This is a genomic window from Shewanella sp. 10N.286.52.C2 (assembly GCF_002874545.1).
In the GTDB taxonomy this organism is placed as follows: Bacteria; Pseudomonadota; Gammaproteobacteria; order Enterobacterales; family Shewanellaceae; genus Shewanella.
Window position 1 is genome coordinate 13,809 of the sequence record NZ_MCTV01000002.1, and the last position, 17,987, is coordinate 31,795.

General features: G+C 41.1%; 12 protein-coding genes. 7 read left to right on the forward strand and 5 right to left on the reverse strand.

Features of this window, described 5'->3' with window-relative positions:
- Positions 1-79 precede the first annotated feature (79 nt).
- The 3 genes from phoR to BCU94_RS00940 form a co-directional block, all read right to left on the reverse strand.
- Positions 80-1,375 carry a phosphate regulon sensor histidine kinase PhoR gene (gene phoR, locus BCU94_RS00930; RefSeq protein WP_102439539.1) on the reverse strand — a complete coding sequence of 432 codons (1,296 nt, stop codon included), beginning with the start codon at positions 1,373-1,375 and terminating at the stop codon, positions 80-82.
- A 221-nt stretch (positions 1,376-1,596) separates the two neighbouring features.
- Entirely contained in the window at positions 1,597-2,286 is a 690-nt protein-coding gene (gene phoB, locus BCU94_RS00935) for a phosphate regulon transcriptional regulator PhoB (protein WP_102439538.1), read from the reverse strand.
- Positions 2,287-2,503: 217 nt separating this feature from the next.
- Entirely contained in the window at positions 2,504-3,463 is a 960-nt protein-coding gene (locus tag BCU94_RS00940) for a porin (RefSeq protein ID WP_102439537.1), read from the reverse strand.
- 344 nt (positions 3,464-3,807) lie between these two features.
- Here BCU94_RS00940 and rdgC point away from each other — a divergent pair, with 344 nt between their 5' ends.
- On the forward strand, positions 3,808-4,719 hold the full coding sequence (gene rdgC, locus BCU94_RS00945) for a recombination-associated protein RdgC (protein ID WP_102439550.1): 912 nt from the start codon (positions 3,808-3,810) through the stop codon (positions 4,717-4,719).
- Between the two features lie 129 nt (positions 4,720-4,848).
- On the opposite strand, the gene BCU94_RS00950 is transcribed toward rdgC, so the two are convergent.
- The gene (locus tag BCU94_RS00950; RefSeq protein WP_102439536.1) at positions 4,849-6,654 is read right to left on the reverse strand and encodes a PDZ domain-containing protein; all 1,806 of its coding nucleotides are present in this window, start codon (positions 6,652-6,654) and stop codon (positions 4,849-4,851) included.
- A gap of 153 nt (positions 6,655-6,807) precedes the next feature.
- Between BCU94_RS00950 and BCU94_RS00955 the strand changes: the two genes are divergently transcribed.
- From BCU94_RS00955 to BCU94_RS00975, 5 genes are all read left to right on the forward strand, one after another.
- Positions 6,808-8,964 carry a tetratricopeptide repeat protein gene (locus tag BCU94_RS00955; RefSeq protein WP_102439535.1) on the forward strand — a complete coding sequence of 719 codons (2,157 nt, stop codon included), beginning with the start codon at positions 6,808-6,810 and terminating at the stop codon, positions 8,962-8,964.
- Positions 8,965-9,127: 163 nt separating this feature from the next.
- Complete coding sequence (locus tag BCU94_RS00960; protein WP_102475386.1) at positions 9,128-10,684, forward strand: GGDEF domain-containing protein; 1,557 nt, start codon at positions 9,128-9,130, stop codon at positions 10,682-10,684.
- A gap of 31 nt (positions 10,685-10,715) precedes the next feature.
- Positions 10,716-12,077, forward strand: a complete 1,362-nt coding sequence (gene ppnN / locus BCU94_RS00965) for a nucleotide 5'-monophosphate nucleosidase PpnN (RefSeq protein WP_102439533.1) — start codon at positions 10,716-10,718, stop codon at positions 12,075-12,077.
- Between the two features lie 182 nt (positions 12,078-12,259).
- Positions 12,260-13,018 (forward strand): flap endonuclease Xni, encoded by a 759-nt coding sequence (gene xni / locus BCU94_RS00970; RefSeq protein ID WP_102439532.1) that lies wholly within the window; start codon positions 12,260-12,262, stop codon positions 13,016-13,018.
- Positions 13,019-13,044: 26 nt separating this feature from the next.
- Positions 13,045-13,524, forward strand: coding sequence for a DUF3192 domain-containing protein (locus BCU94_RS00975; protein WP_102439531.1), 480 nt, complete (start codon positions 13,045-13,047; stop codon positions 13,522-13,524).
- 84 nt (positions 13,525-13,608) lie between these two features.
- On the opposite strand, the gene BCU94_RS00980 is transcribed toward BCU94_RS00975, so the two are convergent.
- On the reverse strand, positions 13,609-16,371 hold the full coding sequence (locus BCU94_RS00980) for a prolyl oligopeptidase family serine peptidase (RefSeq protein WP_102475387.1): 2,763 nt from the start codon (positions 16,369-16,371) through the stop codon (positions 13,609-13,611).
- Positions 16,372-16,896: 525 nt separating this feature from the next.
- Between BCU94_RS00980 and BCU94_RS00985 the strand changes: the two genes are divergently transcribed.
- A complete protein-coding gene (locus BCU94_RS00985; protein WP_102439529.1) occupies positions 16,897-17,907 on the forward strand; it encodes an isocitrate dehydrogenase in 1,011 nt (336 codons plus the stop codon).
- Positions 17,908-17,987: the final 80 nt, after the last annotated feature.

The window sequence follows — 17,987 nt, forward strand, 5'->3', positions numbered from 1 at the left end:
CTATCACAACAAATCACACAAACAAAAAAGCAGACATTGATGTCTGCTTTTTTAATGCTAAAAATTTAGGGGAAAGTCATTACCCCTTAATCACCAAATGTGCTGGAATAATAAAGCTAAAACAACTGCCCTTTTCTAACTCACTGGTAATGTGCAACTCACTGTAATGATGATTAAGCGCATGCTTTACAATCGCTAGCCCTAAACCACTACCACCAGTTTTACTGGAGCGGGCATTATCAACCCGATAAAAACGTTCGGTTAAGCGGCTTATATGATGTGGCGCTATCCCAAGGCCGGTATCGGTTACGCTAAATTTAGCGCCGCTTGGGACTAACTCCCAGCGAATGGTAATTTTGCCGCCTGGCTCTGTGTAACGAATCGCATTTGAAATCAAGTTAGTACAGGCGCTTCGCAATTGCACTTCGTTACCGTGACAATTTAAATTATCCTCACAAATGAACTCAAGCTGGTATTGATCCATTGCCAATGCCGAGGCTTCATCTTTTAAAATATCCAACATGACCTGCATATTGATGGTTTTTTCTAAATCAATATCAGCCCCATCTTCAATACGCGATAACACTAATAACTGCTCCACCATTGATTGCATTCGCCTAGTTTGCTGCTGCATCAATTTAAGTGGTTTATGGTTCATGCTGTCAGGCTCTTCCATGCTTTGCATGATCTCAAGATAACCTTGCAGTACGGTAAGCGGGGTTTTTAGCTCATGGGATACATTAGCAACAAACTCTTTGCGCATACCCTCTAACTGATTAATGCGGGTAATATCACGGGCAATCAGTAGCATCTGTCTGTCGCCATAGCTCATTAAGCGTATTTCTAATAAGCGTTGATCCGATAGTGGTGAGGGTAGCTCTAATGGCTCGTTAAATTTACCAGACTTAAGGTAGGCCGAAAAATCAGGATGACGGATGAGGTTATCAATGCGTTGACCGCTATCTTGGGGCCAAACAAAACCCAGCAGCAGTTGCGCCAGTTTGTTACACCATAAAATATTGAGTTCAGAATCAAGTACGACCGCAGCATCTGGTAAGGCTTCAGCACCTTGCCTAAAGCGGCCTAAAATTGACGCTAACTGGCCAACTCGGCGACGATTTTTACCTTGCAGGCGGTATATGCCATTGAAAATACCTTCCCAACTGCCAGTGCCTTGAGGTGGAGTGAGTTTGCGGTCTTTCCAAAGCCAGTAATTTAAGCGGGTAATTTGGCGGTAATGCCAGCCTAAAAGGGCAATACAACCGACAATAATACTCATATAAACTTGATTGATGATCATGCCTATGATGGCAAAAATCAACAAGATCCCCACAAGGCGAAGGAGAAGTCTGGACCCTGAGTAAGCTCGAAACATAAGCGGCCTAATTATGATGGTAAAAAATCTTAAGCAGATTTTTTACCGTATTGTCGGTCGAAAAATAATGGTTCACAAGATAACTTAAAACCATGTTACTGACTATAGCCAAGCCGTTGAATTACACTTAAATTACTGTAAATAAATAACAATATTTACATTTACCTAAACAACAAAAGTGAAATACAACAGTATATTAGGCTTTGGCTGATAGTGAGTAATTACATTCTGGTTGAAAAACGATATCCCGCACCGCGAACGGTTTGAATCAGTTTATCATGGCCTGAGTCTTCAACGGCTTTGCGTAAGCGGCGTATATGGACATCGACAGTGCGATCTTCAACATAGACGTTGGTGCCCCACACATTGTCTAATAGCTGTTCACGGCTATAGACACGTTCAGGGTGAGTCATGAAAAAGTGCAGTAACCTAAACTCGGTTGGGCCCATTTCTAGCACTGACTCACCAACAGAGACACGATGGCTTACCGGATCTAATTGTAACCCTTGCACATCGATAAGCTCTTCAAGTCGTGTTGGCGCACTACGGCGTAACACAGCCTTAATACGTGCCACTAACTCTTTTGGTGAAAACGGTTTAGTAATGTAATCATCTGCACCGACTTCTAATCCCTTAACCTTATCTTCTTCTTCACCGCGAGCGGTTAACATGATGATAGGAATTTGACGAGTAAACTCATCTTGCTTTAAACGCTTAGCTAATTGTATTCCACTTCCACCTGGGAACATCCAGTCTAATAAAATCAGATCTGGATAAGGTTCTTGCAGTAGGTCTATTGCTGAATCAAAATCTTCAGCAGCCGTTGTAGTAAAGCCGTGTTGTTCCATAACAAATGTCAGCATTTCTCGAATGGCTGACTCATCTTCTACAATTAAAATCTTAGCTGTCATAATATTATCTGTGAGTAGTTTGCCGCGTTAGTATTATTGGTCAGTTTTATTACAGAAATATGATCTCAAGGCCCTAAATGGAATTAAAATCATATTTTTGTCATAAATCTATCACGCTACGCCATAATTAATGTATTGAAAAACACAAAGGAGGCGATATGCCTCCTTTGTTATGTATCACACATTTTCGGTTAAACCGCTTTTAATAAAGCGATACTTAGAACTTGTGTTCGATACCTACAGCAAAGTAACTTTCGTCGATTGAGATATCCATATCATTACCATCTGCATCTTCCACTGTACCCATTGAAGTACGGTCAGTGTAGAAAGCAAATAACTTCGTTGGCTTACCTAGTGAGTAATCTGCGCCAATTGACCATGAATCGCCTTTATCTTCCATGTCTTGGTATTGGGCTTTTAGGGTCACGCTGTCAATTTTATAAGCAGCGCTGAGTAAGTAGCCATCTTTGCTATCACCGCTATCGACTTTTTCTTCTTGTTGGTACATACCGCCAAGTACAAAACCTGCGACTTTACCTTGTACTGTACCACGAACAATATCATAACCTGCAACTTCAGCATCATAGGCAACCGATGCATAAATTGGGGTTTTCTTCAGCCCTGAGTCACCGTACATTGCAGCGATACTGAAACCATCCTCATCTGCTTGCTTACTGTCACCTGATGCAGCGTAAGTCACGCCCGCTTGGAAGTCACCAAACTTAGGCGTTAAGTAAGTTGCGGTTTCTGCTATACGGTTTTCACCAGCAAATAAGTTTTTCAAATCGCCTGAGTAATCACCAAACTGGTCGACTTTGCCCTGCGACTTTTTCAGCATAGTGTCGTTACGGCCCACCGCGAATGAACCAAAGTCGCCTTTTAGGCCAACAAACTGATTACGGGCTTTGAAGTTGTTTGAGCTGTCTGAGTCAGTTGCCACTTCATATTCGATAGTATAAAACGCTTCTAAAGAACTATTTAATTCGAAAGCGCCTTTCACACCAAATCGTGATGCATTGCTTTGCACTCGTGTTTCTGAACCTGAACCGTCATCATTTGATTGAATTGAAACATTGAGCTTACCGTAAATTTCAAGTGGCTCTGCCGCTTGAGCGGTTGAAAGCGTGGCAGCAGCAATAGCAGAAGCAACTAGCGTTTTATAAAAAGTGTTCATCATTTCATCCTTTAGACTTAATAGTTGGTGTTTTACACCTTTTTCTGTGCAGCTAATCAGTTGGAACGAGCAGAAACCTGCTACCTAATAGCTTGGGAACGAGGCGAATATTGCACACCTTTTGTTGCAGAAATATTTCAAAACAGGACTTTTATTTAGAACAAACTAATTCAATTACAAAACAAGATAATCAACACGCTGAAAAATAAAGAAAATATCAATTAAAAGTGATTTATGACAATTTGATGAATTCTGCCATAGCGACAATCATGCAGATTGGGAATGATGGTTTACCCCAGCGCCACGATACCGTAAACTGCATTTTTAATTTTCGAAGAGTGTCTTTCATGTGGTTTAAAAATCTCACCCTATATCGTTTTAATAAGCCTTTCAGTACCGATACAGAGGCACTTGAAACAGCATTAGCTGACTTCACCTTTTCGCCATGCTCAAGCCAAGACATCAGTAAGTTTGGCTTTTCAAATGCATTGGGCAAAAAAGGCCAAGCGTTAGTTCACAGCGCTGAAAACCGTCATTTAATTTGTGTCACTAAAGAAGAAAAGATCCTGCCTGGCCAAGTGATCAAAGAAGCGCTTGATGAAAAAGTAGCGTTAATAGAAGATCAAGAAAGCCGCAAAGTGACCAAGAAAGAAAAAGATGCGATGAAAGAAGAAATAACCATGACGCTATTGCCTCGTGCTTTTTCTCGTCGTAGTCAAACCCATGCGTTAATCATGCCTGAGTTAGAAATGATTTTAGTGGACAGCTCAAGCGCCACTAAAGCTGAAGAATTATTAGCTTTATTACGCAAAGCCTTAGGCAGCCTACCGGTTGTGCCGCTGCACTTTACTACGCCAGTTGAAACCACGTTAACCGAATGGTTAAGAAACGGCGCATCACCACAACCTTTTGAAATGCAAGATGAAGCTGAGCTTAAGTCTGATTCAGATGAAGGCGGCATTGTGCGCTTTAAGCAGCAAGTACTGCAAGAAGATGAAGTATTAGCCCATTTAGCGACCGGCAAACAAGTACATAAACTGTCATTGCATTTTGCTAAGTCGATTGCGTTTTTATTACAGTCTGATGCCAGCGTTAAGCGCCTTAAGTTCTCTGAAGAATTTAGAGCTGCTACCGATGATGTGGGCACAGAAGATCCCTTGGCGAAACTGGATGCCGATTTTGCATTAATGGGCGGCGAGCTAGTCGCATTTATTAATGCGATGAAACAGGCATTAGGGCCTATTGAAGAAAATATCTAAATTTGTAACTTCACTTTAGTGGTTTAATCAAATTTAAAAGCCCAACAGAATTTATTTCTATTGGGCTTTTTTGTAGCAACTTTCTATGCTTTTAATCAAAAAATTGATTAAAACTATTAATTTACTAGCTTATTTAGCAAACTCACCTTGCTCATCAAATGGCCAGTCAATGCCTAACCAAGCTTTAAGAAAGGCCTTTTGTGCAGCCGTTGGTGAATCAACACCGATTATGGCTAGCTCACCTTTAGGTTGCTCATCTAAGGTTAACTCAAGCTGCTTTAAGGTGTCGTTATTAAACAGGCTTACGTTAATGGTGTCTTGCGGGCTGAAATCTTCTAAGCGCTTTTTAAAGCCCGCAGCAGTGACTTTTAAACCGTTAATGGCTACCACTTCATCGCCAGCAACAATACCCGCCAACCATGCAGGGCTGTTACGGCTGACATGGGATAGTGTTAAATCATCATGCTGACCCGATAACGTCATACCGCTGTAAACAGTCGACTTTGGCTCTTTGCCATAGGATATCGCTAAACCCGCTTGTGCCAGTAAGGTATCAAAATCTAAGCTGAATGGCTGGGTAATATGCTGCTGCCACCAAGGCTGATAATCTTTACCTGCCAGCGTCTTTAAAATACCTTTTACATCATCAACGCTATAGCCTTTAGGCAGTTTATGGTCACGGTATAATTGACGATGAACATCACGATACGAATGCGCTAACTGGGTGTCTTTCAATAAATTAAAATCCAGTGACAACGACGCCAAGTAGCCTTCAGAATAGATATTGACCCCATGGTTAATGGCATAATCACCGCCAGTATTGGTCCACTCATTTAAACTGGCTTGCGCAACCGATTGTATTTCACGACCCGGTTTATGCAGGTTGTTGTTTATCCGTTTGGCTAAATCGGCAAAAAACTCTTTCGGGGTAATGACATCGGCTCGCAATAATAACTGATTTTGAAAATAACTGGTTGAGCCTTCAGCCATCCATAATAACTCTGTCATGCTGGCATTTTGGTAATCATAAGGCACTAGGCCCTGTGGGCGATAAGCTTTGACATTCCAAGTATGGATAAACTCGTGAGATGCTGTGCTGATAAAGCGCAGGTAATCTTTACGTTCTCTAAAGTTAAAGCGTGGCAATTGAATAATGGTTGAATTTAAATGCTCAGTGGCGCCTCGTGCGCCACTGGTGGCATGCACCATATACACATAACGCTCAAACGGGTAGTCATCCCAAATCACCTCAGCTTGGCTGCTGATTTTGGTTAAATCTGTAACGATTTGCTGAGCATCGTAATTACCTTCACCCCAAAAAACCAGTTCATATTCACGACCGTCAGCTGTAAAGCGATAATGGGCGTTTTCACCGGTTTCAATTGGCGAGTCAATTAACACATCATAGTTATCAGCAATAAATGAATGGGCTTTGCTGCCCTGTGCCATACCTGAATAACTGTTCCAGCCTTGGGGCACATTCATTGAAACCAACACATTGTCATCACGAAACTCTGGGCTATACATAAACACCCCACTGGCATCGATATAAGCATGTGAGCTATCAATATGACGCACTCGAGTACCTAAATCATTGGCATACAACTGATAGCTGACATTAACTGCAGTCGGTTTTGACAAATTCACTTGCCATTCCCCCGTCTCAGTACGCTGCCATGGTAACGCTTGGCCCTGTTCATCTGTTGCTGTAAATGAGCGAACCCCATCAGCTAACGGCAGCACTGCATATTTTCCCGTACGCCAAACGGGTAAATTGACCGTTAAATTCTCAGCTGAAGATGTAGGGAAACTAACATTCACTTGGGCTAAATGGTGCTGTGGCTGAGTCAAATCGATTTGGTAACTAACTTGGGCAAGGCTGCTGGCGCTAAAAAGTAAGCTGGCAGATAAAATAGTCAATTTTTTGGCTTTCACTCTCGATTCCTTCTGTTATTATTCTTGTTATGTTTTTAAGGACTTGTAATTAAATTTCTTCCCTTAAGGCGCGCAGTATAACAAGTACAGTGAGTTCACTCACCTAGTAACAATAAAAGCTTACAAAAATTATAATAAGGTTGCTCATTCTTCATGCGAAAACTCATCAGTGGTTTACTCAGCTTAATATTACTGTCGGCCTTTCCTGTTGTTGCGGATACCTTTATCGAAGCTGAAATTGAGTTTAATGAACGCCCAGTTCAGTTGTTTGAGCAACTGCAGAAAAAAACCAACTTCCCATTATCATTTAACAACCGCCAGCAATTTGAACAACTGGCTGAAGAGTTAAAATACCAACCTAAGCAATTACAAAGAGATTTAGCGACCCTAGCAAGATTATATTTACAATCAACCATCACAGCCCCTAATGAAGTCAGTCATGCCCGCTTATTAACCAGGCAACTTGAATCAATCGCTATTAGCCCGCTAGATGAAGCAAAAATTTTACTCTTAGAAGGAAGAATAAGAGGAAGAGAGGATCAGCAATATCAGCAAAGTATCATTCTGTTCAAAGAGGCATTAAACAAAATAGCCTCACTCAACGACAGCGAAGCCATGACCTTTAAATTTGTGTTACAAGGTTATTTAAGCATCATGAATAGCTTGCTAAAACAAGATACCCAAGCCATGTATCACTACAAACAGTATCGTGACCTTGCCTACCAAATGCGGGTGGATTATTTCATTGCCCAAGCTGAAACCGCTTTAGGTAAGTTCTATGTTAATAAGCAGCAACTGGCGAAGGCATTACAGCACTATAACGAAGCATTTCGTATTACCAGTCGATTAGACACCCCAGTGCTACATGCACACACTCAATTTCAGTTATCACGATTATATCGAGATCTAGGCCAATGGGATGAAGCCCTAAAAAATGCCAACAATGCCGCCATTAGTTTTCAGCAGCTAGGACAACAAGCCTTCCAATCAAAGGCCCTGACAGTCATAGCCATGGTTTATGGCATGCAAAAACAATGGAATAAAGCTATTGATTACTACCTTAATGCCCAACAAATTGATCAACAAAATGGTCATCTCATTGGTCAAGCCCTTAACTTTCATAATATCGGCGAAGCCTACTTTTATTTAGATGATTATCAGTCATCCCTCAATTACTTGACCATGGCCAATGAAATTTTTAAAGCCAGAAAGGTATTACACTACTTAGTGTATAACGAGTTATTGTTTGCTCAGGTAAGCTCAAAACAGCAGCAATGGCAGCAAACCATTACACATGCTGAGGCAGCGCTAGAGATAGCAGAATCAAAACAACTGATTGATGCCCAAAAAGAAGCCTTAGAATACCTTTCCGTTGCTTATCGTAAAGTGGATGACATTTCCTCTACCCTTGAGGTAATGGATAAAATGGTTGCCATTAGCCAAAGTGAACAAGAGTCACCAGTCAATGACATGGTTCATTCAAGCTTAAACGAAGAAAAATTCAAATTAGAAATTAGAAATTTACAGCAAAAACTCACTCACTACATGGGTGATAACAAGGACCAGCAAAAGGCTATTATAATCCTGTTTGCGGTGATATTTATCTTTGCCTTTTTATGGTTTGTCAGCCTAAAAAAATTAAATCGTGCCAAACAAACCTGCCAAACCTTACGACAGTTATCCGTACAAGAACCACTGACACAACTGAATGGTTACCAGGCCTTAATTAATTTACTTTCAAGTGCCCGTTCACCCAAAACGCTGGCTTTAGTGAATATACGCGCCCTGGCTGATATTGATATTGATCTGGGTTTATCTGAATATAAGGCGATTACAGTATCCCTTAGTAAACAATTAGAACTGGATTTACATTGTGAAGTGTTCATCATCAAGCCGGGTGAATTTGGCTTATGTTTCTCAGACGAGTTATCAGCCCAGCAAACATTAACCAACTTACAAGCACAGCTAGCTGCAATCACCATTGCCAATAAAAGCAATATACCTAATTTTTCAGATATTAGTGAGCAGCCATTACACGCCATTATGGGCCACGTTAACTTGCCATTACTGGCCAATCCGGATGTAAGATTAACGGCACAATTACAATATGAAACGGTGCAATATGCCCTCGCGGCGGCAAAAAGCCTCAATGAGGATCAAACCTATGTCAGTATTCGCAGCTTAAATTTTGCCCCTGCGGCGATATTTTTTAAACCCTTGTATTTAAATTTAACCCATGCACTGCAAAGAGGCATAATTAGGGCTGAAACAAATCGTCAAGCTGCCGATATTAAGTGGCCAACCGGTTGAGTTAACAACTCACGTGATTTACGCTCAAATAACACACAAGTCAATGATATATATCAAAAAAGCAAACAAAAATTGTGTGTAAACAAGTAATTAGTGGTATTGTTATCCAATATAGTTAATTGGACTAATAACAAATTTATTTTTCTCAAGGAAGGCTTACAGCATGCAAGACTCTTCAGCAGCGGTGTCACAAGTTTCATTATTAAAACAAAAGCTCAACGCCGCTAAATTAGCTATCGAAGAAATTCATGATGATCGTAGTGAAAAATTACGCACCTTAATTCGATTTTTAGGACACTTAAGCTTAGCGTGCAAGGGCCAAAATCTTGAATTAGATAATCGCCTTGCCAAACTGAGACATCATTTACAGGGTTTTGAGCAAATAGATGAAGCCTTGCCTGAATTGGTGGGTATTGAGCGGTTATTAAAGGCACAATATAGCCAAACAATGACTAGCCTTGAAGAGAGTCGCAACAGCCTGTCCCGGGTGATCAGCCAGATTCAGCGGGTTGATTCTGCCCCTGATGAAATCAAAAAAGAAATTAATTACTTTAAAAAAGATCTTAATAAGCCGATCCATACCATTTGGGAATATATTCCTAAGGTGGAACAAGTTATCGGCTTTTACGAGCAAATGCTTCAGCAAAAGTTTGCCAATGCTGATGACCATGTCATTTTGCCTCAACACTTAATTTTAGCAAAAGAGTTAGCCCAAAAAATATCTGAGATAGAATTCAGAAAAGAGCAACGTGATCAAATTCTGGTCATGAAAGAAGTGCTTATGGGTGATATTAAGCTCAATACTTTACTTGAGTCATATCAAACAATACTGAGCTTTTTACTGAATAACATTGCCCGAGAAAAAACCGCCTCTCAGGATTTTCTGTATACCTTAAATGATGCGATTAGCATAGTTCGTGATGTGGTCAATAATACTGCAAACAATAACGAGCGTTCACAACAAATTAAAACTCAGCTTAATAAAGAAATTAACCTGCGGGTTGATAATGCTGACGGTATTGTCGATGACGTCGATGATATCATCGCGCTAAAAACTGAGCTGACCGTCCAACTTGCTTCATTACGAGATGCATTAAACCGTAAAGAAGCCCTTGAAACTCGTGAGCAATCACTGCTACGTAAATCCGTTGAGTCGATGAAAAAAGAGCTAAGCTCTATTACTAAAGAAGCCAACAGCTACAAAGAAAAACTGTTTGAGCATCAAAAACTCAACCTATTAGACCCATTAACCCAACTGCCAAATCGTGCTGCATTAGAAGATAGAATGGAGCAAGAGTATAGAAACCATAAACGCTTTAATAGTCCATTATGGGTGGCGGTAACTGATATTGATTACTTTAAGACAGTCAATGACAGTTTTGGTCATAGTACCGGTGATAAAACCCTGCAAGTCATTTCCATGGCGCTAAAAAACTCCCTTAGAGAAAGTGAGTTTGTTGCCCGTTATGGCGGCGAAGAATTTGTTTTATTGCTACCAGATGTCAATGAAGAGCATATTGGTCTATTGTTAAATCGGGTCAAAGATAAAATTAAGAATATTCCATTTAAGTTTAAAAATCAGAGAATTACTGTGACATTATCCATAGGTGCAGCTCAGGTCATGGAAAACGAACGTATCGAAGAAACCTTTGAACGTGCTGATGCTGCACTTTATAAAGCCAAAAATAATGGTCGAGATAGAGTTGTAATCGATATCTAGTATCTACTGCAACTCTACCAAGGAGTTGCATATGATAATAAAGATCAGCCCTAGAGGCAGCTTAGATCAACTTTCGCAAATGGAGGTTGATCGCCTCAAGCAAAGTGCTAAAAATGAGTTATACCAACTACTGCGAAACTGCTCACTGGCAGTGCTTGCCTCCGGTTTAAAAAGTGATAATTCTGACGCTTTATTCAAGCGCTACGCCAATTTTCATATCAATGTGCTGCAACGTGAACGCGGCTTATTACTAGAGCTCATCAACCCGCCAACACAAGCCTTCGTTGATGGTGAAATCATTGCAGGGATCCAAGAACATCTTTTTGCTGTGCTTCGCGATATCGTCTATATCGACAATAAATATGACAATCTAAAGCACATCAATCTCACCAATGCCAGCCACATTACCAATGTGGTATTTGATATCTTGCGTAATGCCAGAGTCATTTCACCGATGATCGATCCTAATGTCATAGTGTGTTGGGGCGGACACAGCATTAACCCCATAGAGTATCAATACACCCGTGAAGTAGGCTATGAGTTGGGGTTAAGAGCGTTAGATATTTGCACCGGTTGTGGTCCAGGCGCAATGGAAGGCCCAATGAAAGGCGCCGCCATTGGTCATGCCAAACAGCGCATTAAAGATGCCCGCTATATTGGCTTAACCGAGCCCAGTATTATTGCTGCAGAGCCCCCGAATCAAATAGTCAATGAGCTGGTGATAATGCCAGATATCGAAAAACGCTTAGAGGCCTTTGTCCGTTTAGGCCATGGTATTGTTATCTTTCCCGGCGGCGCTGGCACCGCTGAAGAGCTGCTTTATATTTTGGGTATTTTGCTTAATCCCGCCAATGCCCAGCTGCCCTTTCCACTGATTTTAACCGGCCCTAAACAAAGTGCGGACTACTTCACTGAAATAGATGACTTTATCGGCGCTACCCTTGGTCAGCAGGCCCGAGATAAATACCAAATCATTATTGATGATCCTGTAAAGGTAGCGCAGCTGATGAAACAAGGCATGAGCGATGTAAAAGCCATGCGTAAACAACTTGGTGATGCTTACCAATACCAGTGGGCGCTGAAAATAGAACCTGAATTTCAACTGCCTTTTGAGCCAAATCACGAGGTCATGAAAAACCTGCACCTGTTTTTTCATCCGAACAAAGCTGAGTTAGCGGCCAGTTTACGGCGGGCGTTTTCAGGCATTGTTGCCGGTAATGTCAAAAGTGAGACCATTAAACTTATTGAAGACTTAGGTCCATTTGAGATAAGTGGTGATGAGCGGCTGATGACCATGATGGATAAACTGCTTGCTGCGTTCGTAACGCAACAAAGAATGAAACTGCCAGGCAGCGAATATACTCCTTGCTATCGCATCAATAATAAAAAATAGCACATGTTATATTGCTTTACTTTGCCGTCTACATCTTGCTTTTTAATCAAGTAGCGCTTAAATAGCCATTGATTCCACTGTTAAAAACAAGCCGTAAGGTTTAAGCTCAAGGACGGTTAATTTATAATTAAATCATACAGTGGCTCAATGTGAGCGACCTTACTGCAAACGAAAAGAAAACCATGAATAAATTACTCATTATCGATGGCCTTAATCTTGTTAGGCGTATTCATGCGGTATTGCCAGATGAAACGGATATCGTCAGTGTTAAAGAGCGCACACTGTCAGCATGTAAAAAATTACTTAAACATCACCAACCAACTCATGCCATTATGGTGTGGGACGGTGATGAAGAATCGTGGCGTAAACAGCTCTACCCTGATTATAAAAAAGGCCGTAAGCCTATGCCTGTCGCTTTAAAGGCTGGCCTTGAAGATATCAAAACCGCTCTGGCCATTGAACATGTTCAATCCCATGATGCCATTTCAGAGGCCGATGATGTGATTGCCACCTTGGCCACTAAAATTGCTGAAAATAACGGTCAGGCCATCATAGTGTCAACCGACAAAGGGTTTGGGCAACTGATGCATAGCAATATTGTTATTTGGGATCATTTCAAGCAGCAATATTTTGATATAAAAGCCTTAGAGAAAAAGCTCGCCGTGCAGCAAAATCAAATTTTAGACTTTATCGCGCTTGCAGGAGACGCGGGGAATAAAGTTCCTGGTATTACCGGTATTGGGCCAAAATCAGCAGCGGATTTATTAAACAAGTTTAGAAGCTTGGCAAACTTATACCAGTCACTGGATAATCTTGGTGCGAAACAAGCGCTAAAATTATCAGAGGGCAAAGAGATGGCAAGAATCAGTTATAAATTGGCGCAACTGCAATGCCATATGCCGCTAAACATTAACCTCAAGCAGTTTAGAGTAGTTAGCTAACCATTAATGAAGCAAGGAATCGCCTGATGAAATCTAAAGTGTCATATTTAATCGCAACCATCTTTATTGCATATGTCACTTTTGTTATTTTCGTTATATTTGTCTACGAGACTCGGCCAGAAGATCGCAGCTGGCAAGAACGCCAAGAGTTTAACCATAAAATGCTTAGCGAAATTATAATTGGCCAAACTATTGATAGCATTAGGCAACTAATGGGCCGAGCCGATTTTTCAGAGGCCAAAGCATCATCTGATGGCAGCTTTCAAATTATGTTTTACCGCACTCACCATGTCACCTCCGACGGTCAAACCACTAAAGATGAATGCACGCCGCTGTTATTTAAAGATGGTGAGCTGATTGCTTGGGGGCAAGAAACCTATGAGCAATTTCTGCAAATACCGATTATCGCTATCGCACCTCAAACTGAAACCGATCTTAACGCGATACAAACCAGTCCAATTCCCGCAGAGCAAGGCATAGAAACAGCAATAACTTCAGAACAGTAACCGCTCAGCTGAACCCATAAAAAATGCCACTGTATATCGCTATCAGTGGCATTTTTAGTTCAATATTAGATTGAATTGTAATCGTTAATCTTGGTTATATTCTCGATACGCCTCACCTTCTTTTAACCACTTAGGCGCTGCAACGCCTTTTAAATAATGGTCAAAATACTGCTTCATTCGAATGGTGTAATCTAGTTTATTAGGGTACTTTTTCAAATGATGTGGTTCATCTTCATATTGTAAAAACACCACATCTTTACCGGTTCTGCGCATGGCAAGATATAGCTCCACGCCTTGCTCCCACGGCACCGCATCATCTTTATCACCAAACATAATCATCATTGGAGTTTGAATGCGTTCAGCATAAAACACCGGTGAGTTTTCAATGTACTTTTGCGGCGACTTAAACAAACTTTCAGCAATTCGGCTTTGACCTGTTTCATACTGAAATTGACGAGCAAGGCCAGAGCCATGACGAATGCCGCTATAAGCACTAGTCATGTTCGACACGGGCGCACCGGTAACCGCTGCTTTAAAGATATTGGTTTGGGTCACAGCGAAAGCGGTTTGATAACCGCCCCATGAATGGCCTTGAATACCAATGGCATCTGGGTCGGCAACGCCCATATCAATGATTTTTTGAACGCCAGCAGTTAATGCCTTTACTGACGAGATCCCCGGGTAACCTACTTCAAAACGAATGTCAGGTAAGAAAATGGCATAGCCATTATCTGCATACCAAGCAAAGTTTGGTCGATGATTAATTGCCATATGCGGGAATGAATGCAAACGATCGCTCATAAAGCGATAGAAATACACCATAACCGGATACTGTTTACCGGCTTGATAATTCGTGGGCTTAATCAGTACGCCATCAGCTGGGCGGCCATCACCATCACGCCAACGCACCAATTCTGCAGCGCCCCAATTAAAATCATCTCGCTGACTATCTAAGTCAGTTTGTTGGCTGGCTTCATTAGGCGTATTCACACTTGAGGTGTATAAATCAGGGTAAAGATCATAACGCTGCTTAGAAAACACCATAGTGTCGCTATTTTTACTGCGGGCAAGTACCGTCAATTTTGCCTCGGTTTCAAGTTGCAACGTCACTCCTGGGACGCCAACAGTGGCGCGATAAAAACTGTCAGCTTTGGTGTGTTCATTATAACCGTGCAATAGCAGCGCTTGCTGCTGCTCAATGACAGCAGGCATATCTGACGTTGCATATAACCCGGCCAATCTAAACTGCTGACGATTTTTACGTCCTTCACCCGCAGACAACATAAAGCCGTCAAACGATGAGCTGCTAAATTGCCACACATCATATTTGTCATAGCCAATAATGCCTGAATCATCGGCTAGCCAAGGCCCTAAGCCATAACTTGGCGCATTACTGGGATAATCATGGTCTTCATTTGCAAAGCTAATAGCGATATCTTTGGTTAAACTGTGTTTTCTGGCATTAGCAATATCATACAAAAACAGTCCGCCTTGTTGATAATACGCCACAAAACGCCCATTAGGAGACAAGCTTGGCATTTCACTTGAGGCATGTTGAGTTAAAATTTGCAGCTTACGGCCAGTATTTAAATCCACTAGATAGACATCTTGATAAAAACCTGCCCAGGTGATCATTTTTTGATAAGGCACATCTGAGGTAGCTAATAAATAACGCTTTTGTTCACCATAGTGCACATCCGGTACGGCTTTATCCGCCAGTTGCACTATACGGTTAGCATTAACGTGCATCACAGCAAGATAAGTGCGCTTTAACTCTTTGGCATATTGTTTTACTTCATGAGGTTTTATTTTTGGGTCGTCACCATGCCACACTTTTAAATCACGAAGTCCGGTAACAATTTGTTGGTCAAATAAATCGGCTTCAGACTCTATTGATGCCAGTGTCAGGGCTTTATCTACTTGCGGTACGCGGCCAATAAATAGCCTTAAGCTATCTTCAGAAAAGAAAATTTTTGAATGCTGATTCAAAGTCCAGTCATCATCTGTTGGCACCTGTTTGAGCTTAAGAGACTCTAGAGCCAAAAGCTTCAGTTGATACTCTCGCTCATCACGCTCTACACTTGCATCCCCTTGGGTAAAGCCAAGCCAGTTGCCATCATCAGATAAACTCAGCTCTGCCACTTGATAACCGTCTGACTTATAAACTTGCGTTAGAGTATTAGTGATTAAATCGACCTTTTTAATCACATGCTGCTTGGCAGCAATATCATTAATGGCAACCACAAATTGGTTACCTGAGCGGTCAAAGTTAAATTGAGTAACATGGTCAAACTCCTGAAAAGTATTGGTGGCGAGTTGAATGAGCTTAAAACCACTGCCTTTATCTGCGCCATTAATGCTCGTTTCTTCAGCGTCCTCTTTGCCATCTTCTTTAGTGTCATCAATATCAAACCAAACCGCTAAATAATCACCTTTGGTACTAAACTCAGCTTGTTTAACCCGCTTAAACTGTTGCTGGTTACCTGTTTTGGTATTCAGTAAGCTAAGCCCTGCACTAAGCTCAGACTTTTTGAGGGTTTCTTTTTCTAATAAGCTCGGCGCAATAGTGGCAATCACATAATCACCATTTGCGCTGACTTTAACATCAGAGCCACCATCAATTTGATACTGCTTTTGTGTAGCCACTTGATTGACTAAAGCGCGGCTATTACCGCGATCTGGCATAGCCTCAACCGCTAACACTGTGCCATTTTCAGAGATAACGGGAGTCTGTAAAGTCTCAAAGCGCATAATATCATCGAGCAATAACGGCTTAATGTTGTCAGCTGATATGGCTGACATTGACACTGCTAACAGAGTCAATGGAATAAGGTTACGTAACTTCAAATCTTCCTCGTTATTGTTGTTATGGAATGAAATACAGTTCAGCTAAATTCATTAACTGAAAACATAATTGAAATTTAATAAAGCATTGTTGAAAATATCACCGCAATTTAATTAATGACCTTTCAGACTAAACTGTGCCAAGTTATTTTTGCAGCCCCTTAGATTGTTAGTAGGCCCAAAGCTAGTAGACTGTAGTTAGTAGACCAAAGTCGTCTATTTAAAATCTGTCACCTGCTTATGCTATGCACGCGAAATAACTTTACAACCAACCTTTTATTAACAACTAAAGCTGATTTATGACGCGAAATAAGCCTTTCAATTACATGGTTGTGAATATCTTAAAGCAATCACCTGAGGATTAGCTTAATTATTTAAAAAAATATGTGATTAAACTCACTAAAAACTGTAAAAAAAAATCTAAATTCGTTAAAATGCGCCGCAACAAAACCGTGAGTAAGTAGTCTTGTTAAGGTGTTGTAAACAATAACAAGAAAATGCAGTAACCACTAAGTGGAAGGACTATCCATGCCAAAACGTACTATAACCGTAATCCCAGGTGATGGGATTGGACCAAGCATTATCGATTCGGCTTTAAAAATTCTCGACAAGGCTGGTTGCGACTTTGAATATGAGTTTGCAGACGCCGGTTTAGCCGCATTAGAAAAGCAAGGTGAATTAGTACCTCAGCGTACCTTAGACCTTATCGAAAAAAACCGTATTACCCTTAAAGGGCCATTAACCACACCTGTCGGTGAAGGTTTTACCTCTATCAATGTAAGCCTACGTAAAAAATTCAGCTTATATGCTAACGTGCGCCCTGTACTTTCTTTTAAAGGTACTCAAGCACGTTATGACAACATTGATATCATCACAGTACGTGAAAACACTGAAGGTATGTATTCAGGCTTAGGCCAAAAAGTATCTGACGATGGCGCTACTGCTGAAGCGACCAGTATCATTACTCGTCAAGGTGCAGAGCAAATTACCACTTTTGCTTATGAGCTAGCACGTAAAGAAAACCGTAAAAAAGTGACTATCGTTCATAAAGCCAACATCATGAAGTCAACTTCAGGTTTATTCTTGAAAGTGGCGCGTGAAGTGAGCCAGCGTTACCCAGATATCGAAACAGAAGAAATGATTGTGGATGCAACGTGTATGAAGTTGGTCATGAATCCAGAAAACTTTGATGTATTGGTAACAACTAACTTATTCGGTGACATTCTATCTGACTTATGTGCAGGTCTTGTTGGCGGCTTAGGTATGGCGCCTGGCGCAAACATCGGTAAAGATGCGGCAATTTTCGAAGCGGTTCATGGTAGCGCACCTGATATTGCAGGCAAAAATCTTGCAAATCCTACATCCGTGATTCTAGCCTCTATACAAATGCTGGAGTATTTAGGCATGGCTGACAAAGCGGAAATGATCCGCTCTGCAGTATCTGCTGTGATTGAAGAAGGCGACCGCACAACCCGCGATCTTGGTGGTACTCATGGTACAACTGACTTCACTCAAGCTGTTGTTGATCGTTTAGGATAAGCTTTATTACCCTTTTAGCTGAGTTATTGCAGCGCTAATAACTCTAGTTTTAATTAAAGGATAATAAAAAAGCCCTTAGT